Consider the following 19,842-nt stretch of genomic DNA (forward strand, 5'->3'; position numbering starts at 1 on the left):
CCCTTCAATAGCAGGCCGGTTGCACTGACCAGCGATCTCATGAAAGAGGGCAACTACCCCCCTTGACTCTGTCCCATGGGACAAGGGGTCTAATACTGGCTCATCAACCTGGAGATCAGCCATGCCCCCTCACCTGCTCATCATCAACGGCAACCCCAAACCCGACAGTCTCTGCCATGCCCTGGCCCGCGAGTATGCCCGCAGCGCCGAGGCCTGCGGCGCAAAAGTCACCCTGCTCCATATCGGCGAGCTGGCCTTCGAGCCGGACCTGCGCCATGGCTATGACCGGCTGCCGCCCCTCGAACCCGATCTGCAAAGGTTGCAACAGAGCCTGACGGCGGCCCAGCATCTGGTGATCATCTCCCCCGTCTGGTGGGGCAGCATGCCCGCCCGGCTCAAGGGAGTGCTGGACAGGACCCTGCTCCCCGGGTTTGCCTTCCGCTACCAGAAAGGCAAGGTGCACCCGGAGCGCCTGCTGGCGGGCAAGACTGCACGGCTGCTGCTCACCATGGACAGTCCGCCCTGGTACTACCGCTGGTGGTTGGGGGATCCCATCGGCCGCGCCCTTGGCAAACCCGTGCTGGGGCTCTGTGGCATTCGGCTCAGTCACAGCCAGCACCTTGGCCCGGTTTACACGGCCAACGACCAGATCCGGGCCCGCTGGTTGAGCAAGGCCGGCGCGGCGGCACATGCCGATGTGCGCAGGCTGAAGCAGTCGCCTGCATAAAAAAAGCCCCGCATCGCGGGGCTTTCTCATGGCAGATGATCTCTTAGCTGGCCTGGGCCGGAGCCTGAAACTCCCGCTCGGCCTCATCGAAGCGCTGGCTGATGGCACGGGAAGGTGCCTTGTCCAGCAGACTGAACACCACGATGGCGATGCTGGCAAAGACGAAGCCCGGGATGATTTCGTACAGACCCAGCCAACCGAACTGTTTCCAGACGATGACGGTGATGGCCCCCACCAGCATGCCCGCCAGGGCGCCATTGCGGGTCATGCGCGCCCAGAGCACGGAGAAGAGCACCAGCGGACCGAAGGCGGCACCAAAGCCTGCCCAGGCGTAGCTGACCAGACCCAGCACCCGGTTGTCCGGGTTGCGGGCCACCATGATGGCAATGACGGCGATGAGCAGCACCATGCAACGACCGACCCAGACCAGCTCGGTCTGAGTGGCATTCTTGCGCAGGAAGGGCTTGTAGAGATCTTCGGTGATGGCGCTGGAGCAGACCAGCAGCTGACAGCTCAAGGTACTCATGACCGCCGCCAGTATGGCGGAGAGCAGGATACCGGCAATCCAGGGGTTGAACAGTATCTTGGAGAGCTCGATGAAGACCCGCTCCGGGTTGGCACTCACTCCGGCCGCCTGCTCGGGGAAGCTGGCGAAGTAGGAGAGACCGAAGAAGCCGACACCGACGGCGCCGCCGAGGCAGAGCACCATCCAGGTCATGCTGATGCGGCGGGCATTGACCATGGTCTGGTGGGAACCGGCTGCCATGAAGCGGGCCAGAATGTGGGGCTGGCCGAAGTAGCCCAGGCCCCAGGCCATCAGGGAGACGATGGCGATCACATCCAGGTTCTTGAACATGTCGAGATGGCTGGCATTGTTGGCTGCTATCTCCACCATGGCGCTATCGACACCGCCGACGGCGATAATGACAAATACCGGGGTCAGGATCAGGGCGAAGATCATCAGCGTCGCCTGGACGGTATCGGTCCAGCTGACGGCAAGGAAACCACCGAAGAAGGTGTAGGTGATGGTGGCAGCGGCACCAATCCAGAGCGCGGTATCGTAATCGATGCCGAAGGTGCTCTCGAACAGGCGGGCACCGGCGACCACACCGGAGGCGCAGTAGATGGTGAAGAACAGCAGGATCACCACGGCAGAGAGGATGCGCAGCACCCGGCTCTTGTCTTCGAAGCGGTAGGTGAAATAGTCAGGCAGGGTCAGGGCGTTGTTGTTCTTCTCGGTGTGGACTCGCAAACGGCCCGCCACCAGACGCCAGTTGAAGTAAGCCCCTATGATAAGGCCGATGGCGATCCAGCCCTCGGAGATGCCGCCGAGGTAGACGGCACCCGGCAGTCCCATCAAAAGCCAGCCACTCATGTCGGAGGCGCCAGCGGAGAGGGCGGTTACCCAGCTCCCCATACGACGGCCACCCAGGATGTAATCATCGAAGTTTTTGGTGGCCCGATAGGCGATAAAACCTATCAGCACCATCCCCAATATGTACACCAAAAAGGTGATTAACATAGGTGTGCTAGCTGTCATGCAATACTCCCTTGTGTGACTCCGGGGTGCGTTCTATGGACGAACCCTCCTTTAAAAAACGCCTTAGCTTAATCAGCCGATCCTCTCTTCTCAACTGTTTTTAACAAATAAAAAACAGTTGTAAAACGTTTTTCATCTAATTAACTGGCTAATCAGCCCGCTGAAAGCCAGATATTGTGCTGCCAGTCACAACAAAAAGCCCCTGCATAGGCAGGGGCTGAGATGATACGAATCGATGGCAGAGCGATCAACCAGGGATCCTGCTTGCCACTACCTTAGAGGCTGATGGCCTGCGGCATGCCGGTACGCTGTTCCAGAGCCTGCTTGACGCGCTGGGAATCACTCTCGGCATTGGCCAGGAAGCGGGTGATAGCCGGGGTCATCGGCAGCGGTGCCGGTGCCTTGGATGCCATCTCTTCCTCGGTGCGTGACAGGGGCTGATGCACTTCCAGGTAGCGGGTGCCATCGGGCTCGACGCTGGCCTTGACCGGCTGGTTGACAAACTGGACCCGCGTGCCGACCGGGATCTTCTTGAACAGATACTCTATATCGTCGTTGCGCAGTCGCACGCAGCCGTGGCTGACCCGCAGACCGATGCCGAAGTTGGCATTGGTGCCATGAATGGCATAGAGGTTGCCAATATAGAGGGCGTAGAGCCCCATGGGGTTGTCCGGGCCAGCTGGCCAGACCGCAGGCAGGGTCTCACCCCGCGCCGCATACTCCTTGTGCACCTTGGCGGTGGGAGTCCAGGTCGGATTGGCCCGCTTGCGCTGTATGCTGGTCACCCAGTTCTCCGGGGTATCGGTACCGAGCTGGCCGATGCCGATCGGCAGCACTTCCACCACTTTCTGGCCCTTGGGGTAGTAGTACAGGCGCATCTCGGCCACGTTGATGACGATGCCCTCGCGAGGCGCATCGGGCAGGATCAGCTGGTGGGGAATAACCAGACTGCTGCCCGGCAGCGGCAGGAAAGGATCCACGCCGGGGTTGGCTTCCAGCAAGTTGGTCAGGCCAAGCTGATAGTTAGCCGCTATGTCTTCCAGGGTTCCCTTGCCTTCTGGCACCACATATTGCTCATTCTCACCGACAAGACGGCTGTTGGCCGCTGGCAGCGGATACTCGAGGGCCAAGGCCGGCAGGCTGGTCACGGCCAGGCCAAGCAGCAGGCTGGTCAGGGTAAAGCGAAGGCTGTTCATAATTGTCCTGTAATGATGACTGACTCCGGCGGGCTCCGGCCGCACCGACCGCCTAAAAACGGCCCGCTATTCTTCTCCGGTCCGACTAAAAATTCAACTGGCAAATTGCATGATAATCAAGCGCTCTGACCGAGTCTGTTTTTGACCAGGTCGGAGCCCTGCAATGACCTCAGATCGTAACCGGTCGGCGTCTGGTGCAGGCGCAGATAGAACTCCCCTATCACCGCAAACAGATGGTCGAAGATGTCGGCCTGGATCCCTTCATATTCGGCCCAGGCCGTGGTCGAGGTGAAACAGTAGATCTCGAGCGGCACCCCATCGGAAGTGGGCGCCAACTGACGCACCATCAGCGTCATGTCCCTGCGAATGGAGGGGTGGGCCTGGAGATAAGCCTGCAGATAGGCACGGAAGGTGCCCAGATTGGTCAGATGGCGACCATTGATAGGGGTAACCAGCTCCCCGGCCAGCTGCTGGTTGTAACGGGACAACTCCTGCTCCTTCTCGCTCAGGTAGGGGGCAAGCAACTTGGCATGGCTGAGTTTGAGCAACTCATCGTGCTCGAGGAAGCGCACGCTGGTGAGGTCGATATTGACGCAGCGTTTGATACGGCGTCCGCCAGCTTCCGTCATCCCTTGCCAGTTTTTGAACGAGTCGGAAATGAGCGCATAAGTAGGAATCGTGGTGATGGTCTTGTCCCAGTTGGAGACCTTGACCGTGGTGAGCCCGATGTCGATCACCTCGCCATCGGCACCGTATTTGTCCATCTGCAACCAGTCACCGACATTGAGCATACTGTTGGCGGAGAGCTGGATCCCGGCTACCAGGCCGAGGATGGGATCCTTGAACACCAGCATCAGCACCGCGGTCATGGCGCCCAGACCACTGAACAAGATGATGGGCGACTTGCCCATCAACAGGGCCAGCATCACTATGCCGACCAGGATGCTGCCCATCAGCTTGACTCCCTGGAAGATGCCCCGCAGTGGGAGCGTCTTGCCGATCGGGGCCCGGCGGCTGATAAACAGAATGCAGTCGAGAATGGAGAACGCCCCCAACAGCAGGAACAGCAGGATCCAGAGCTGGGCGACCGTCTCTATCAGGTGCAGGCTCTCGACATAACCCGCCAGCCAGATCTCGGCCTGGGCCAGCAACACGCCGCCCTGCAAGGCGAAGGCGAAGCGGTTGAACATCTTCTGTTGCAACAAGGGTGGTAGCCAGACCTGCAGCCAGCGCCCGAGCTGGTTGGTCAGGGCAACCAGCACATAGCGGTGCAGCACCAGATGCAGCACCATGGAGGTGAGCACTATGAAGGCGATCGCGATGCCCAACGCCATGGGGTTGGTAATCGCTATGCCCTGCCCGGTCAACCAGGCGAAGAACGCTTCTCTCATGCCATCTGCTCCTCTTTGCAACGAATCGGCCAGAGTACGGATCTGGCGGTATATGTCAAACCGGCTGATGAATGAGACAACAACGCCGGCTCATGGCCGGCGTTGTCTATGGGATGGGACTGCCTCAGCCAACCAGCGCCAGGGCGTCACGGGCAATCACCAGCTCTTCATTGGTGGGGATCACCAGTGCCAGACGGCTGCCTTCGGCCGTGATGCGACCCTCGCCACCGAGGACGGCCGCCGCGTTGGCCGCTTCATCCACCTTGAAGCCGAGCAGGGCCAGACGGCCCAGCACCAGCTCGCGCACCAGCGCGGCGTTCTCGCCAATCCCGCCGGTGAACACCAGCGCATCGAGACGACCCTCCATGGCGGCAGCATAGGCCCCCACGTATTTGGCCACCCGATAGGTGAACACATCCAGCGCCCGCTTGGCATGCTCTTCCTGGGGATAGTTGGAGGTGACATAGCGGCAATCGCTGCTCACCTCGGTCAACCCCAGCAGACCGGACTCGCGGGTCAGCACATGGTTTATCTTATCCACGCTGAACCCCAGCTGATCGTGCATGAAAAACACCACGGCCGGATCGATGTCGCCACTGCGGGTGCCCATGGCCAGCCCTTCCAGCGGCGTCAGCCCCATGGAGGTATCGACCGACTCGCCATTGCGCACCGCGCAGACGGAGGCGCCATTACCCAGGTGGCAGTTGATCATGTTGAGCTCGGCCAGGGGCTTGCCCAGTGCCTTGGCGGTCTCTTCGGCGATGAAGCGGTGAGAGGTGCCGTGGGCGCCGTAGCGACGGATGCCATGCTCGCGATAGAGGGTGTGGGGCAGTGCGTAGAGATACGCCTCTTGCGGCAGCGTCTGGTGGAAGGCGGTGTCGAACACGGCCACGTTCTTGTTCGCCAGCGCCGGGAACACCTGCAATGCGGCGCGAATGCCGATGAGGTGGGCCGGGTTGTGCAGGGGGGCGAACGGGATGGCGGCTTCGATACCGGCGATGACGGCATCATCGATGCGTACCGAGCGGGAGAACTGCTCGCCACCGTGTACGATGCGATGTCCTATGGCCACCAACTGCTCGGCCAGAGAGGGATCCTGGGGCAGGATCTGGCTCACTATGTGGTCGAGGGCAGCCTGGTGCGCGGCACCCGCCCCCAGCATGGCTTCACCCTTGACCCCATGGAGTTTCCATTTGATACGGGCATCATCCAGATTGAAGCATTCGGCCAGACCGGACAGCATGTCCTCGCCTGTTGTGGCATCCATGACGGCAAATTTCAGGGAAGAGCTACCGCAGTTAAGGATCAGTACCAACTTGCTCATCTTCTACATCTTCCTGTGAGCCGGCGTTACGCCGACAGTGTCGTGTCATCCGCGAGGGATGGGATTTCCCCTGCCGGGGGCTTATGGCCGCAGGAAAGTGCGCCCAATTTTTCAATACAGTGAGTGCCTAGCACACCCATCGAGCCTTCAATTCGGGACAAGCCACCGCTCATCGGAATCGGTCTTGTCGTGAGCGGGAGCCTGGGGCCCCGCGCTGCTGGTTAGCACTCCGCCAGCAGATCCTTGTGAACCTTGACCACCAGCTTTTTCACCTTGGCGGGGGTAGTCAGGGTACAGAGAGGGCGATGCAGTTCTCCCGGCCAGAAGATGGCAAACTCGCCGGGCTGCAACGCCAGATAACTGGTCTGCTCGTCATCGACGAACCAGAGGTCGGGATGGGGGTGATCGGCGCCGTCATCGACGTAGGCATGAGGCCCGACGCCTATCCACTCCTCACCACGCAGCAGCAGCTGGATATCCAGATACTGTTCATGAAACTCGCCGCGGCGAGCGGCGACGGGCTCCGTCAGCTCCTCGCTCACCAGGCAAAACAGCCGCAATCCATCGACATCGCTTTTGCCAAGGGGCGCATTCACCCAGTGCGCGACGTCTTTCACCACCTCGGCCATGATGCGAGCCAGCGGGGTGGGCAAGGGGGTACGTTGTAACGTTTCCAGACTGCCGGTGATCATGAGATGCGCATCCTTAGGTGTATTCGCCGTCTATCTTTGCCTGCCAATGAAAAAGGACCCGTCAAAGGTCCTTGTCTAGCACCGTCTGCAATCCATGCAGACCGAGAGGAGTCGGGGTCATCCGGTTGGCGCCAAACCACTGTTGCACAGTCGCCCATGACTTGCCAAGAGATACCCGCTCACTCTCCAGATGATCGTACCAGCTGAAACAATATTATTCACTACTCGATTGCCACCAACTTTGACCAGGCGCAAAAACGGGAGCCTAAGCTCCCGTTTTTTTAGTGTGCAGCCTGATTTATTGCACCTTGCTGGCATTCTCGACCGGCTTGGCGTACATGGCGCGCCAGATGGCCTTGTGCTCCTCCGGCACCTCGGACTGGCGGGTCAAGAATGCCGCCTGCTCCAGGGTGTTGGCCTTGTTGGGCACATCTGCCGCCAGGTAATTGCCGGGGAAGAGGCGATAGTTGCCCCAGATGGCTTTGTCGATCAGCGCCGCCAGCTGGTCCGGATCCTCGAAGCCCTCGGTGATGGGCGCGCCAAAGGCGACATGGACGCGCCCCTTCTGGCCGACGATACCGGCCACGATGCTCTCGATATCCTCAAACTCGCCTTTTTCGTAGCTGCCGTTGACGGACTTCTCATAAAGCTCGCGCGCCTTGGCCTTGTCGGTCGGGTCCAGCTCGTAGCTGATGCTGACCGGCACTATGTTGAGGCTGCGCATATAGTCGACGAAGGGGATCTTCTGCTTCTTGCCATCGACGTAGAACATCTTGAGGATGGCGGGATCCGTCTTGTCATCGCCGTTCTTGGCGCGCCCTTCCCGCTGGGCTATCCAGATGGAGTGCCCTTCGTGGACCGATTGACCGATGTAGGCCGACAGCTCGCCCAGCACCTTCATCATCTCCCGTGGTCCCTTGGCGGAGCGCTTGACGATGAAGCTCTTGTTGAGCTTCATCAGCTCGGTGGCGCAGGGTTTGCGCAGCAGGTTGTCACCGATGGCGATGCGTACCGTCTCGAAACCATGGGTATGCAGCCCCCAGTTGACGAAGGCGGGATCCATGGCGATGTCCCTGTGGTTGGAGACAAACAGATAACCCTGCCCCTGCTTGAGGTGCTCGATGCCGGAGAAAGTCACCCCCTTGGTGGAACTGCCTATCATGCGGTTCATGTAGCGGGTCACCCCCATCTGCACCTGATGCACTGTGGTGACATGGCGCCACTTGCTGCGCAGGAAGTACCGGATCAACGGGCGCAGCGCCCAGCCGAACCACTTCATCAAGGCGCCGAAACGGTACTTGGCGATGGCACCGATGAACTCATCGTCCTGGATCAGACGCTCTATGGCCGCGGGAACTTCATCATCTTGATAGGGGCGAATGTCTGCGAATCTGTCTACTTCTGTCACCGGGTCCGCCTTGCTTGAGAGGGAGTCTGGCCAAAGGCTCGGCCAAAATTCAGGGCGCAATTTTACACACTTTTGCGCCTAGGACTATGCCACAAAGAGTGATATGCGATCTGACCGGCATCAAGACAAGCGTGATACGACCAATAAGGGAGCCAATCGATTACAGTTTTTGACGACTGACGGGAACCCGCGCCGACTGGCGTCAAATCGGCTCGTCGAGAGACCAGGCCACTGCGGCCTCCGCATGTAGAACTGTGGTGTCATAGAGCGGCACCGCGGCCGGTGACTCCCCGACCAGCAGGGCTATCTCGGTGCAGCCCAGGATCACTGCCTCGGCCCCTGCCGCCGCCAGTTCCCCTATGATGGCCAGGTAATCGGCCCGGGATGCCTCCTTTATTTCACCCTGGCAAAGCTCCTCATAAATGATGCGATGCACCCTCGCCTGGGCCGCCGCCGTTGGTACCAGCACCTTGAGTCCGAACTTGTCCCGCAGGCGCCCCTTGTAGAAATCCTGCTCCATGGTGAAGCGGGTGCCAAGCAGCCCCACAGTGTCGATGCCATCCTCGCGCAGGCGCCGGGCGGTGGCATCGGCGATATGCAGCAGGGGAATTTCAACGGAGGCGGCTATCTCGTCGGCCACCTTGTGCATGGTGTTGGTGGCGATCAGCAGACAGTCGGCCCCGCCAGCTTGCAGACTCTGGGCCGCCTTGCCGAGCAGCAGGGCGGTCGCGGGCCAGTCTCCGGCATGTTGCAGCCGCTCTATTTCGGCAAAATCGACGCTGCTCAGCAGCACCCGCGCCGAGTGCAGGCCCCCGAGCCGCGTCCTGACTCCTCGGTTGAGCGCCTGATAATAGCTGACGGTAGACTCCCAGCTCATGCCACCCAGCACACCTATGCATTTCATTCGCTCTCCTCTCGCGCCGCCTCGCCCTCTGGGTTACGGTGCATAATACGGACAAAAAAGGCCCCGCAGGGCCAACAAGACAGCAGGTTCAGGCCAATGCCTAGATCCAGATCATCAGCACGCAGGCGGCAGTCGCCAGCCCCATGCCAAGATTAAAACGGCGCCAGCCGCGGGCCGTGTGAATGAGGCGGCGCACCTGGGCACCGAACAGTACCCAGAATGCTCCCGTGTAGAGCCCGGTCAGGAAGAAGATCCCCAGTACCCAGAATGCCGAAGGCCAGTAGGCCTCCCCCGCCAGGGTGAAGCCGCTGATGGCGGAGAGTGCCATCATCCAGGCCTTGGGATTGAGCAGTTGCAGCAGGGCGCCCTGATGGGCCGGGATCAGCGGTCGGCTTCCCTCGGCCGGGCCGCTGGCGTTGGCCACCTTCCAGGCCAGCCACAACAGATAGAGCGAGCCCGCCACCTTGAGGCCATCGTGCAGCAGCGGCACCCGGTCAAACAGCACCCCAAGACCCAGGGCCGTAGCCAGGATCATCAGATTGATGCCGCCAACCACCCCCACCAGCAGCGGCAGGCTACGTCCAAATCCCTGGGCGGCCCCGGCACTGGTGAGCAGCATGTTATTGGGACCCGGCGTACCACAAGTGATCAATGCAAAACCCGCCAGAGGCAATAACCAGTTCAGATCCATCTCAACCTCTTTTGATACCAGCAACCCGACATGGGGCAAGCCTCCTAATATGCAGAGCCTCTCCCCTGACGACAAGGCCGGCAATGCATTTCTTTGCATCAATAATCAGGCTGTCATTAATACCAGAGCATCACCACGCATAAGGCGGTGAGCGCACCCAGGCTGCCATTGAGGCGGCGCCAGCCCCGGTCCGAGTTGATCCAGCGACTGAGCTGATGGCCGAACAGCACCCAGGCAAAGCAGACCGGCAGCCCCGCCATGGGGAAGACGGACATGATGCCCCACAGGCTCGGCCAGTAGTCGCTCCCCGGCAGGCTGAACAGACTGATGGCGGAGATCCCCATCATCCAGGCCTTGGGATTGAGGAACTGAAAGCCCAGCCCTTCCAGCAGAGTCAGCGGGCGGGCACGCCTCGCCGGATCGCCGGGGGCACCGGCCACGGCGATGCGCCAGGCCAGCCACAGCAGATAGAGGCTGCCCAGCACCTGCAAGCTCAGCTTGAGCAGGGGCCAGCGCTCGAACAGCGGATAGAAGCCCAGCGCCAGCACCAGTTGCAGCACCGGCTGGCCGACCACCACCCCGATCAGGTGTGGCAGGGTGCGGCGCACCCCGAAGTTGGCACCGGATGCCGTCAACATCAGGTTGTTGGGCCCCGGGGTGCCGCAGGTGAGCAGGGCGAAGCCAAACAGGGTGGCATACCATTCGATGGTCATGAGGTGACTCCTTTCTTGCCACATTGTATCGGTACAATGTGCCATTATTGATTGTCGTTGTGGGAGATTTCACGCTATATTGGCCACAACTTTGGATCAATGGATTTATTGTCACCATGACAATCTGGACCCCGGACCTCACCCCCTTCGATGGCCCCCTCTATCTCAAGCTGGTCAAGGCCATCGAGCAGGCCATCGACGACGGCGCCCTGCCTCCCCTCACCCGGCTGCCGACCATGCGGGCGCTGGCAGACAGGCTGGGGGTGACCGTGGGCACCATCACCCGCGCCTATGGCGAGGCGGAGCGGCGCGGCCTGCTGGCCGCCAAGGTGGGTCACGGCACCTGGGTCAAGGGGGCAGGCACGGATCCCGCAAACGAGTGGGTGATCCGCAAGGAAGAGGGGCACCGCATCGAGTTGTGGCAAAACCTGCCGGTACAGCTGGACAGGGCCGCCATCATTCGCCCCATGCTGACCGAGGTGGCGGACGGCGACCTCAATGCCCTGCTCGGCTATGACAAGGAGGCGGGCCAGCCCGGCCAGCGCCAGCTGTTCATCGACTGGCTGGCCGAGCAGGGGGTGGCAGGGAGCGAGGATCGCCTGCTGTTCAGCCATGGCGCCCAGCACGGCATCATGCTCTCCCTGATGGCGACCGGCTGCGTGGGGGAGACGATCTTGTGCGAGGGGCTCAGCTATCCCGGCATGCTGGGCAATGCCCGCCAGCTGAAGAATCAGGTGATGGGGCTGGCGATGGACGAGGAGGGGCTGATCCCCGATGCCCTGGAGGCGGCCTGCCGCACCCGCCGCGCCAAGCTGCTCTACCTCACCCCCACGTTGCAAAACCCCACCACGGCCACCATGAGCCAGGGCAGGCGCGAGGCCGTCGTCGCCATCGCCCGCCGCCACGATCTGCTGATCATCGAAGATGACGTCAACGGCCTGCTGCCCAGCACCCCGGTGGCCCCCCTGGTGAACCTGGCACCGGAGCGGGTCATCTACCTCGGCAGCCTGGCCAAGATCGCCTGCGGCGGCCTGCGGGTCGGCTTCGTGCTGGCGCCCCCTCCCCTGCGCAACGCCTTCGCCCAGGCGATGCGCCTGTCGAGCTGGATGGTGAGCCCGCTGCTGATCGAGCTGGCCTGCAAGCTGGTGAGCCAGCACCAGATCATGCCATTGGTGGAGCAGCAGCGGCGGATCCTGACCCGGCGCGGCGAGCTGCTGCGCCACCTGCTGCCCGGGGCCCGCTGGCAGGAAGGCTCCATGCATGCCTGGCTGCCGCTGCCCGAGCCCTGGCGCAGCCAGGAGTTTGCCGAGGCCGCCAACGCCCTCGACGTCGGGGTCGCGAGTGGCGAGCACTTTGCCGCCGGTCAGTTTGCCGCCCCGCAAGGGGTGCGCCTGAGCCTGAGCCAGCCAGCGACCGATGCCAAGGTGGCCGAGGGCCTGGATCGCCTCGCCGGGTTGCTGCGCGCAGCGCCCCCTGCGAACTCCTTGCTATAGTCAGTGGCCGTGCAAGCCATTGCACGTCGCCCACCGCCCCGAGACAGCCAGTGGTTTATTGCCTTGTGCACGCAGGAGAGCCCATGTATCTGACCTCTATCCCCCTCTTGCTCATCAGCCTGTTGCTGACGGGTTGCGCCACCCCAGCCCGCCAGCAACAGCTTGCCGCGGCGATTGGTGGCCTGGATAGCGAGCTGCAGCAACTGGAAGAGCAGCTGGCCGTCATGAACAGTCTCCACTATCAGAAGGCGATAGATGCACCGCTCAGTCTGCGCCAGGCATTGACTACCCGGACTCCTGGCCCCCATGGCCTGATCCCCGCGCGGCAAACCCTGGCAGATGGCCCACGGCTTAGCTACGACTACCGACTGCCCCAAGGGGTGGCGACCCTCCCCCTCGGCAACCCCTGTCTGGATTACGAGTTCGAGTTGCGTCATCTGGGACTGCTCGGCCAGCTCGCACTGCACTGGCAGGGCGCCAATGACCAGGGGAGTCTGCTCATTGACCAGCGCGATTGTCCTTTCTCGGTCAAGGGGCCCGGCCTGCAATAGTGGCTGGGACAACGGCAGCATCGAGCCGCTCAGGGGATCAAAAAAGGGTTGGCCGCCGGCCAACCCTTTTTCACGACTGACAGCCGCGCGCTCAGCTGATGCCGCGCAGCAAGATGCCGCCGATCAACAGCGGCGCCACCAGCCGCCAGCACCAGAGCAGTGCGAAACGCGCCAGCGGATGGGACCCCTCGGGCAGCATCTTCTCCCCCAGTCGCCAGCCAAGCAGCAGGGTCAGCACCAGGCCAAACAGCGGCATCATCAGGTTGGAGGTGAGGTAGTCGAGCAACTCGAACAGCGTCTTGCCAAACAGGGTCACCTCGGACCAGGGACCGAACGAGAGGCTGACCGGCACCCCGGCCGCCATGATCATCAGGGTCAGCACCAGACAAGCGCTGCGCCGCGACCAGCCCCACTCCTCGCAGGTGAAACGCACCAGATGCTCCAGCATGGAGATGGACGACGAGAGTGCAGCCACCAGCAGCAGCAAGAAAAAGACCAGGGCCAGCCCCTGACCGAAGGGCAGCTGGTTGAACACGGCTGGCATCGTCATGAAGGTGAGGCCCGGGCCCGCGCTTGGATCTATGCCGGTCGACGCCAGCGCCGGGAATATCATCAGCCCCGCCAGTACCGAGATAAGGCTGGCCAGGGTCACGACCCAGACCCCGGAGCGCAGCACCCCCTGGCTGTTGGGCAGATAGGCACCATAAGTGGTGTGCACGCCCAGTCCGATGGAGAGGGAGAAGAACGCCAGCCCCAGGGCATCGAGCACGCTCTCGCCGCTCAGCTTGCTGAAGTCGGGCAGCAGCAACTGGCGCACCCCGGCCATGGAGCCCGGCAGAGAAAGGCCGACCACCACCAGCAGCAGCATCATGATGAACAGCGCCGGCATCATCCAGCGCAGCGCTCGCTCGACACCTTTCTGGATCCCCCCCTGCACGAACCACCAGGTCAGGCCCGCAAACACCAGATGGGTCAGCGCCGGCCACCAGGGGTTGCTCACATAACCGTTGAACAGGGCGGTCAGCGCCTCTCCCTCGCTCAGGTTGAGACGGCCCATGGCCGCCAGCCCCACATAACCGACCGTCCAGCCGCCCACCACGCTGTAGAAGCTGTAGATGCAAAAGCCGCACAATATGCCCATATAGCCCATCCAGCGCCAGTTCGGCCCGACCAGCTTCTTGAAAGCCCCGAGCACACCACGTTGACTCTGGCTACCGAGCAGGGTCTCCCCCACCAGCACGGCCACCCCCAGGGTGAAACTGAACAGCAGAAACAGCAGCAAGAAGGCGCCGCCGCCATTGGTGGCAGTTACATACGGAAACTTCCAGATGGCGCCGAGACCGATCGCCGTACCGGCTGCGGCCAGCACATGACCGAGACGAGAAGACCACTGCACCTGGCTCATACCAACTCCCTTGAGGACAACATGATTGACTCCATGATGGACAAACAACAAAAAGGGCCGCCCTGAGGCGACCCTTGCAATGAAATCCGGCTAACTGATGTCTGCAAGCTCACCTCTGGTAGGCGCGACTAAATCGGCCAAGCTGAACCAGACGACGTGACATGGGATCCAGACCATCGAGAAATGTGGCGACAGCCTAAACCATGGCAAGGCAAGTTGACAGATCCCGTCAGTGTTTTTGCACTGAATTAGTTGAAAATCATACGCTCATCCATTTGAGCAGTATTTGAACGAGTCGCACTGCCCAAAACCAGCCGTTCCTCTGGCGACCCCTTAACCAGGGCATTGCCCGCCCAGCCCGGTCTTGACGCCCCCTCTCACACCAGACCGCGGATCAAAATACCGCCGATCAGCAAGGGGGCTAGCCAGCGCCAGCAGCCGAGCAACAAAGTCTGCCAGGAGAGCCCAAGGCCCCGAGGCAGGATCTGCCGTCCCAGTTTCCAGCCAAGCAGCAGGGTCAGCCCCAGGCCAAACAGCGGCATCATCAGGTTGGAGGTGACAAAGTCGAGCAACTCGAAGATGTTGCGGCCAAACAGCGTCACCCCGGACCAGGGGCCGAACGACAGGCTCACCGGGATGCCCCCCGCCATCACCAGGGCGATGATCAGGGTGCAGCTCGCGCGGCGGCGCCAGCCCCAGCTCTCGCTGATGAAGCACTGCAAATGTTCGAGCAGGGAGATGGCCGAGGAGAGCGCAGCCACCACCAGCAAGGCAAAGAAGAGGGTCGCCAATCCCTGACCGAAGGGCAGTTTCTGGAAGACGGCCGGCATGGTCATGAAGGTGAGTCCGGGGCCCGCTGCGGGGTCTATGCCGGTCGCCGCCAGCACGGGGAAGATCATCAGGCCAGCCAGCACGGCGATCAGGCTCGCCAGCAACACGACCCAGAGGCTGGAGCGACCAACCCCCTCGCTGTCAGACAGGTAGGCGCCATAAGTGGTGTGGATGCCAAGGCCGATGGAGAGGGAGAAAAAGGCCAGCCCCAGGGCATCGAGCACCCCGTTCATGCCGAGCTTGCTAAAGTCCGGCAGCAGAAAGTGGCGTACCCCGGCCATGGCGCCGGGCAGGGTCAAACCCACGGCGGCGAGCAGCACCATCATGATCAGCAGGCTTGGCATCATCCAGCGCAGGGTACGCTCCACCCCTTTCTGCACGCCCCCCTGCACACAGCACCAGGCAAGGGCGGCAAACAGCAGGTGCGTCAGCAGTGGCCAGACGGGATCCCCGACATAGTCATTGAAGCGGGCCGTGAGCGCGACGCCATCACCGCTGTTGAGGCTGCCGGCCAGTGCCATGCCGGTATAACCCAGAGTCCAGCCCCCCACCACGCTGTAGAAGCAGAAGATGAGCAGGCTGCAGACAAGGCCCATGACGCCGAGCCATCGCCAGTGCGGGCCGGCCAGGCTGGACAGGGCGCCGACCACGCCGCGCCGACTGCGGCTGCCCAGCAAGGTCTCGCCCATCAGCACGGCGACCCCCAGGGTGAAGCTGAACAAGAGGAACACCAGCAGGAAGGCGCCGCCACCATTGGCAGCCGTCACATAGGGAAACTTCCAGATGGCGCCAAGGCCGACGGCCGACCCTGCGGCGGCGAGAATATAACCCAGGCGAGAGGACCATTGGGACTGCTGCATACGAACTCCGGTGTCGAGGCCAGGACATTGGGTGGCGCTGGCGAAAAGCGGCAGCCAGAGTAAGGGAGAGGCCACGCAATCACAATCAACTAAAACGGGTATCAGGGGTCACTATTGGCACGATTAACCAATTAAAGTACATTTTTAGAACTTTAATGCCAAAAAGTAAAAACCGGAGCAAATTTGCTCCGGTTTTTATGCGAGGTAATGCGGGCCCCTGACTCAGATCACGCCAAGTTCGCGCAGCCGTTCCATCAGGTAGCTGTGGGCAGTATGGCGCTCGGAGAGCACCACATCCGGACGCGGATGCAGGAAGAGCGGCAAGGAGATCCGTGACTTGTTGGCGCTGCCGCCACTTGGGTTGATCACCCGGTGAGTGGTGGAGGGGTAATAGCCGGCGGAGGCCTCCTGCAGCATGTCCCCGATGTTGATGATCAGGGTGCCGAAATCGCAGGGCACGTCCATCCACTCCCCATCCTGCCCCATCACCTGCAGACCCGGTTCGTTAGATGCGGGCAGTATGGTAAGCAGGTTGATGTCCTCGTGGGCGGCGGCACGAATGGCTCCCGGCTCCTCGGTGCCATCGAACGGCGGATAGTGCAGCACCCGCAGCAGCGTCTTCTGGCTCTCGTCGATCATGGAAGAGAGCGGGCAGCTGTAGCTGGCGGCGATATCGCTCGGGGTGTACTGCTCCACCCAGGAGAGCAGCTCGGCGGCCAGGCTGTTGGCCAGCTGGTAATACTCCATGGCTTGCGCCTTCAGCTCTTCGGGCATCTGGCCCCAGGGATAGAGGTGGAAGTACTCCTTGATGTCCTTCTGGCTGTGACCCTTGGCCACCTCGGAGACTGAGGGCGGGAAGTAGCCGTCCTGGGTCTCCCGGTTAAATAGAAAATCCTGTTTGCGCTCGCTCATGAAGAAGCGATACCAGTTGTCATAGATCCCCTGCACCAGTTCCTTGGGGATGGGGTGATTGGTCAGCACACCGAAGCCGGTGGTTCGCAGGGATTCGGTGAAGCGCTGGGCGGCGTCTGGCGCCCGATAATCAACGGTCAGGACTTTCATGGTTGCTGTTGCATGGCTGTTAAAAAGTGGCCGCAAGTTTACCCTCATGCGGCTCGCAAGAAAAGGTGTGCCGCCCCGGCCCAGCCATGCCGGGGCGCAGACAGGCAGCCGCGGCATACAAAACAGCCCGCAGCCCTCTTGTTCCCGGACGAACCGGCTCCTAGAATGCGTCATCCCATGACCCGCCCAGATACGCCATGCCCGCCGCAAGGAGCATTTAGATGATGAAACGGACGCTAGCCAAGGGGATTATCCTTGGCATCAGCCTGCTGCTGGGAGCCTGTAGCAGCCTCTCCCAGGAAGAGTGCGCCGCCATGAGCTGGTACAACCTGGGCTTTGCCGATGGTGAGCAGGGCAAGGCGCCGGACGCAAGCAAGGGGTATGCCGACAGCTGCGGCGAATACGGCATCAGAGTCGATCAGGCCGAGTGGCAGCGCGGTTACAAGAAGGGACTCGAGCTTTACTGCATCCCGGAGCTGGCCTATCGCAAGGGGCGAGAGGGCACTGAGTATCAAGGAGTCTGTCCCAATGACGAAACCTTCCTGCGCCAGTTCGAACGCGGCCGTCAGGAATACCAACTGGCCGCCCGACTCAACGAGCTGAGCAATGCCATCTCCCAAAACGAGCAAGACATCTACCAGCTCGAGCAGCGGATCCGCAAGGAGAACGACAGTGCCCAGCGTGACAGTTACCGTTATCAACGGGAGCGCGCCATACGCCGCGACAGGGCGCTGCGCGATGAGTACAACCGGCTGCGCTACCCACCCCGGGTGATAGAGTTCAAGCTATAAGTTCACAGCATGCGGCCAGCATGACGCTAAGCCCGATGCGCACTGGCCATTGCATGAGAAGAGGCCGATGCACTGCATCGGCCTCTTGCTATCAAATGTTAAGCTGGCGCGACTAAAGCACCCAACGCGCCAGACCCAGCGCGATGCCGTCCTCGTTATGATCCGCCGTGACCTTGTGCGCCAAGCTCTGGATCTGCGGCGCAGCATTGCCCATGGCGACCGCCAACCCGACCTGTTCGAACATGCTGATGTCGTTGTTATTGTCGCCAAACGCCACCACCTCGCTCATGGCGATCCCCTCCCCTGCCGCCCACTGGGCCAGCCGGTTACCCTTGCTGCAACCAGGTTTGACCAGCTCGACCGCATAGGGCGCGGCCCAGTCCTGGGTGAAGGGCAACGCCGCTATCTTACGGCTGACAAAATCGTGCAGGCGGGCCGGGTCCTGGCCAAACAGCTCCAGCTTCCAGACCTCGGGCTGGGCCAGCAAATCGGCGGCGCTCTGGGGCAGGAAGCTGACCCTGAGCCGGGTATCCATCTTGGCCGACCAGTCGCGGATCCGCGTGACATAAGGCTCGCATCCCAGATGGCCTATGCCATGAGAGAGGTGAGCCAGGGCCTCAATCTGTTCCTCAGCCATGGCTGCCAGCAACTCGGCCAGGGGATCCCGAGCCAGGGGATCCCCTGTCAGGATCCGATCCGCGTTGGGATCATAGAGATAGGCACCGTTGCTGCAGATGATGGGGGTATCGAGCCCCAGTTCATGATGGAAAGGGCGCGCCGTCATGAAGTGACGCCCGGTAACCAGCAGCACCTTGATGCCACGGGCACGGGCCTCGGCCAGCGCCTGCCGGGTCGCGCTCGAGATCTGGTGATCCCGGGTCAACAGAGTGCCATCCATATCGAGCGCTATGGCTCTGTACTGCGTCATATTCCCTCCAAACAGGCGAAACAAGAGGGGATAAATTCCCAGACTCGCCCCCGGGATGCAAGTCTCATCAGGAGTGAGGGGCCCATTCTGTGATCTGTCTGCCCCTGTCGGCCCGGCGTCGCAGCGCATAGAAGCCCAGCACACAAAACAGGGAACAGGCCGTCGCCAGATAGAAGGGCCACTGATTGCCCGCCAGCAGCGCCAGGCTGCCCAACACCACGGCCACTATCTCGCTGCCGACGGCGATGCCGCGATAGAGCCCCATGGCCTGACCCTGCTGCTCGGCCGAGCTGCGATTGGAGATGGCCACCGAGGTCGCCAGCTCCCCCAGGCTCATGCCGATACCGGCGGGAATAAAAGTAAGCGCCAGGCCCCACCACTGGCTAGGCAGAATAAACATCAACATCCCCGCCGCCATCAGCAGATGGCCGACTATGCCCAGGGCGCTGCCACGCCAGTGGCGAGAGAGCCAGCCCCCCAGCCAGGATCCGAGCATCATGGGGACGCTCACCAGCACGGCCCCTTGCGCCAGTTGCGCCGGATCCCAGGTCAGCTCCTCTACCAGCCAGACATTGAAGTAGCTGAAATAGAGCTGCACCGCGCCATAGCTGAGCAGGGTCAGTGCGAAGTAAGGCAGCAGGGCCGGTGCAAGCAGCAGGGCGCGATTTGACAGGCGCGGTGCCGTGGCAAGATTGGGCAGTGGCGGTCGGTTGGGCACTAACCAGAGAACCAGCAGCAAGTTGGCCGCCGTCATTGCCACCGCCAACCAGGCCGCCACGCTGTAATCCCCGGAGATGACGGCGGCATAACCCCCAATCATGGGGCCCAATACCCACCCCAGATTCATGCCGATGTTTATCATGGAGAAGTTGCGGGCCTTGGCCTTGGTCGTGCTCATGTCCGCCGCCATCGCCTGCACTATGGCGATGTCGCCGTTGAAGAAACCTTCCAGCACCCGGCTGAGCAGCAGGATTGGCAAGGATCGCCAGGCGATCCCCAGCGCCATCAAGGCATAGCCTGCCAAGACGCCGACCAGACAGATGGTCAGTATGGGTTTGCGACCATAACGATCCGACAACCGCCCCAGCAGGGGCGCCCCCAACAACTGGAACAAGGGGTAGAGCCCCATCACGACACCCAGCCACACTTTGCGACTCCAGTCCGAGGCGTCCGGTGTCAGCATGCCTTGCGCCGGATCCAGCATCAAAGGAGCCAACACCGGCGATGGCAAGCTAAAGCCTGCCACCGCCAGCGTCACCGTCATCACCAGCACCCACAGACTCACCTTGTCTCTACGGCTCTCCATCGCACCCACCATTAAGTAAAGTTAAAAGT

The 19,842-nt window shown here is 61.7% G+C and carries 18 protein-coding genes; 4 read left to right on the top strand and 14 right to left on the bottom strand.

All coding sequences use genetic code 11. The features are described from left to right. Window positions 1-121 precede the first annotated feature (121 nt). Window positions 122-727, top strand: coding sequence for an NAD(P)H-dependent oxidoreductase (locus tag ACSMDR_RS07955; RefSeq protein ID WP_436467860.1), 606 nt, complete (start codon window positions 122-124; stop codon window positions 725-727). A gap of 43 nt (window positions 728-770) precedes the next feature. Here ACSMDR_RS07955 and putP read toward each other — a convergent pair whose 3' ends face one another. The 9 genes from putP to ACSMDR_RS08000 form a co-directional block, all read right to left on the bottom strand. Further along, on the bottom strand, window positions 771-2,267 hold the full coding sequence (gene putP / locus ACSMDR_RS07960; RefSeq protein ID WP_436467861.1) for a sodium/proline symporter PutP: 1,497 nt from the start codon (window positions 2,265-2,267) through the stop codon (window positions 771-773). A 275-nt stretch (window positions 2,268-2,542) separates the two neighbouring features. Continuing rightward, complete coding sequence (locus ACSMDR_RS07965) at window positions 2,543-3,463, bottom strand: L,D-transpeptidase family protein (RefSeq protein ID WP_436467862.1); 921 nt, start codon at window positions 3,461-3,463, stop codon at window positions 2,543-2,545. 116 nt (window positions 3,464-3,579) lie between these two features. Further along, complete coding sequence (locus ACSMDR_RS07970) at window positions 3,580-4,854, bottom strand: mechanosensitive ion channel family protein (RefSeq protein ID WP_436467863.1); 1,275 nt, start codon at window positions 4,852-4,854, stop codon at window positions 3,580-3,582. Between the two features lie 124 nt (window positions 4,855-4,978). Then, complete coding sequence (locus tag ACSMDR_RS07975; protein ID WP_436467864.1) at window positions 4,979-6,178, bottom strand: acetate kinase; 1,200 nt, start codon at window positions 6,176-6,178, stop codon at window positions 4,979-4,981. A 221-nt stretch (window positions 6,179-6,399) separates the two neighbouring features. Then, a complete protein-coding gene (locus ACSMDR_RS07980) occupies window positions 6,400-6,870 on the bottom strand; it encodes a NanQ anomerase/TabA/YiaL family protein (RefSeq protein WP_005908465.1) in 471 nt (156 codons plus the stop codon). A gap of 298 nt (window positions 6,871-7,168) precedes the next feature. Further along, the gene (locus ACSMDR_RS07985; protein WP_005908467.1) at window positions 7,169-8,278 is read right to left on the bottom strand and encodes a 1-acyl-sn-glycerol-3-phosphate acyltransferase; all 1,110 of its coding nucleotides are present in this window, start codon (window positions 8,276-8,278) and stop codon (window positions 7,169-7,171) included. 202 nt (window positions 8,279-8,480) lie between these two features. Then, window positions 8,481-9,182 carry an aspartate/glutamate racemase family protein gene (locus tag ACSMDR_RS07990; RefSeq protein WP_436467865.1) on the bottom strand — a complete coding sequence of 234 codons (702 nt, stop codon included), beginning with the start codon at window positions 9,180-9,182 and terminating at the stop codon, window positions 8,481-8,483. A gap of 100 nt (window positions 9,183-9,282) precedes the next feature. Further along, the gene (locus tag ACSMDR_RS07995) at window positions 9,283-9,873 is read right to left on the bottom strand and encodes a LysE family translocator (RefSeq protein ID WP_005908469.1); all 591 of its coding nucleotides are present in this window, start codon (window positions 9,871-9,873) and stop codon (window positions 9,283-9,285) included. A 116-nt stretch (window positions 9,874-9,989) separates the two neighbouring features. Further along, the gene (locus ACSMDR_RS08000; protein WP_005908470.1) at window positions 9,990-10,586 is read right to left on the bottom strand and encodes a LysE family translocator; all 597 of its coding nucleotides are present in this window, start codon (window positions 10,584-10,586) and stop codon (window positions 9,990-9,992) included. Window positions 10,587-10,702: 116 nt separating this feature from the next. Here ACSMDR_RS08000 and ACSMDR_RS08005 point away from each other — a divergent pair, with 116 nt between their 5' ends. Further along, the gene (locus ACSMDR_RS08005) at window positions 10,703-12,079 is read left to right on the top strand and encodes an aminotransferase-like domain-containing protein (RefSeq protein WP_436467866.1); all 1,377 of its coding nucleotides are present in this window, start codon (window positions 10,703-10,705) and stop codon (window positions 12,077-12,079) included. 83 nt (window positions 12,080-12,162) lie between these two features. Next, window positions 12,163-12,630 carry a hypothetical protein gene (locus ACSMDR_RS08010; protein WP_436467867.1) on the top strand — a complete coding sequence of 156 codons (468 nt, stop codon included), beginning with the start codon at window positions 12,163-12,165 and terminating at the stop codon, window positions 12,628-12,630. A gap of 91 nt (window positions 12,631-12,721) precedes the next feature. Here ACSMDR_RS08010 and ACSMDR_RS08015 read toward each other — a convergent pair whose 3' ends face one another. From ACSMDR_RS08015 to ACSMDR_RS08025, 3 genes are all read right to left on the bottom strand, one after another. Then, on the bottom strand, window positions 12,722-14,035 hold the full coding sequence (locus tag ACSMDR_RS08015; RefSeq protein ID WP_005904768.1) for a sodium-dependent transporter: 1,314 nt from the start codon (window positions 14,033-14,035) through the stop codon (window positions 12,722-12,724). Between the two features lie 377 nt (window positions 14,036-14,412). Beyond that, on the bottom strand, window positions 14,413-15,726 hold the full coding sequence (locus ACSMDR_RS08020) for a sodium-dependent transporter (RefSeq protein WP_436467868.1): 1,314 nt from the start codon (window positions 15,724-15,726) through the stop codon (window positions 14,413-14,415). A gap of 222 nt (window positions 15,727-15,948) precedes the next feature. Continuing rightward, complete coding sequence (locus ACSMDR_RS08025) at window positions 15,949-16,788, bottom strand: isopenicillin N synthase family dioxygenase (protein ID WP_436467869.1); 840 nt, start codon at window positions 16,786-16,788, stop codon at window positions 15,949-15,951. A 221-nt stretch (window positions 16,789-17,009) separates the two neighbouring features. On the opposite strand from ACSMDR_RS08025, the gene ACSMDR_RS08030 reads away from it, so the two are divergent. Continuing rightward, window positions 17,010-17,579 (top strand): DUF2799 domain-containing protein, encoded by a 570-nt coding sequence (locus ACSMDR_RS08030; RefSeq protein WP_436467870.1) that lies wholly within the window; start codon window positions 17,010-17,012, stop codon window positions 17,577-17,579. 112 nt (window positions 17,580-17,691) lie between these two features. Here the strand turns inward: ACSMDR_RS08030 and ACSMDR_RS08035 are convergent, their stop codons facing one another. Together ACSMDR_RS08035 and ACSMDR_RS08040 are read right to left on the bottom strand one after the other, a co-directional pair. Continuing rightward, entirely contained in the window at window positions 17,692-18,507 is an 816-nt protein-coding gene (locus ACSMDR_RS08035) for a Cof-type HAD-IIB family hydrolase (protein ID WP_436467871.1), read from the bottom strand. Window positions 18,508-18,574: 67 nt separating this feature from the next. Beyond that, window positions 18,575-19,813: an MFS transporter gene (locus ACSMDR_RS08040; RefSeq protein ID WP_436467872.1), complete on the bottom strand. Its 1,239-nt coding sequence runs from the start codon at window positions 19,811-19,813 to the stop codon at window positions 18,575-18,577. Between the last annotated feature and the right edge of the window lie 29 nt (window positions 19,814-19,842).

It is taken from the genome of Aeromonas molluscorum, assembly GCF_051376105.1.
Classification (GTDB): domain Bacteria; phylum Pseudomonadota; class Gammaproteobacteria; order Enterobacterales; family Aeromonadaceae; genus Aeromonas; species Aeromonas molluscorum.

Bases quoted from the DNA above. Each gene is read 5' to 3' on its own strand.
- ACSMDR_RS07955 (WP_436467860.1), top strand. From the start codon at position 122: ATGCCCCCTCACCTGCTCATCATCAACGGCAACCCCAAACCCGACAGT.
- putP (WP_436467861.1), bottom strand. From the start codon at position 2,267: ATGACAGCTAGCACACCTATGTTAATCACCTTTTTGGTGTACATATTG.
- ACSMDR_RS07965 (WP_436467862.1), bottom strand. From the start codon at position 3,463: ATGAACAGCCTTCGCTTTACCCTGACCAGCCTGCTGCTTGGCCTGGCC.
- ACSMDR_RS07970 (WP_436467863.1), bottom strand. From the start codon at position 4,854: ATGAGAGAAGCGTTCTTCGCCTGGTTGACCGGGCAGGGCATAGCGATT.
- ACSMDR_RS07975 (WP_436467864.1), bottom strand. From the start codon at position 6,178: ATGAGCAAGTTGGTACTGATCCTTAACTGCGGTAGCTCTTCCCTGAAA.
- ACSMDR_RS07980 (WP_005908465.1), bottom strand. From the start codon at position 6,870: ATGATCACCGGCAGTCTGGAAACGTTACAACGTACCCCCTTGCCCACC.
- ACSMDR_RS07990 (WP_436467865.1), bottom strand. From the start codon at position 9,182: ATGAAATGCATAGGTGTGCTGGGTGGCATGAGCTGGGAGTCTACCGTC.
- ACSMDR_RS07995 (WP_005908469.1), bottom strand. From the start codon at position 9,873: ATGGATCTGAACTGGTTATTGCCTCTGGCGGGTTTTGCATTGATCACT.
- ACSMDR_RS08000 (WP_005908470.1), bottom strand. From the start codon at position 10,586: ATGACCATCGAATGGTATGCCACCCTGTTTGGCTTCGCCCTGCTCACC.
- ACSMDR_RS08005 (WP_436467866.1), top strand. From the start codon at position 10,703: ATGACAATCTGGACCCCGGACCTCACCCCCTTCGATGGCCCCCTCTAT.
- ACSMDR_RS08010 (WP_436467867.1), top strand. From the start codon at position 12,163: ATGTATCTGACCTCTATCCCCCTCTTGCTCATCAGCCTGTTGCTGACG.
- ACSMDR_RS08015 (WP_005904768.1), bottom strand. From the start codon at position 14,035: ATGAGCCAGGTGCAGTGGTCTTCTCGTCTCGGTCATGTGCTGGCCGCA.
- ACSMDR_RS08020 (WP_436467868.1), bottom strand. From the start codon at position 15,726: ATGCAGCAGTCCCAATGGTCCTCTCGCCTGGGTTATATTCTCGCCGCC.
- ACSMDR_RS08025 (WP_436467869.1), bottom strand. From the start codon at position 16,788: ATGAAAGTCCTGACCGTTGATTATCGGGCGCCAGACGCCGCCCAGCGC.
- ACSMDR_RS08030 (WP_436467870.1), top strand. From the start codon at position 17,010: ATGATGAAACGGACGCTAGCCAAGGGGATTATCCTTGGCATCAGCCTG.
- ACSMDR_RS08035 (WP_436467871.1), bottom strand. From the start codon at position 18,507: ATGACGCAGTACAGAGCCATAGCGCTCGATATGGATGGCACTCTGTTG.
- ACSMDR_RS08040 (WP_436467872.1), bottom strand. From the start codon at position 19,813: ATGGAGAGCCGTAGAGACAAGGTGAGTCTGTGGGTGCTGGTGATGACG.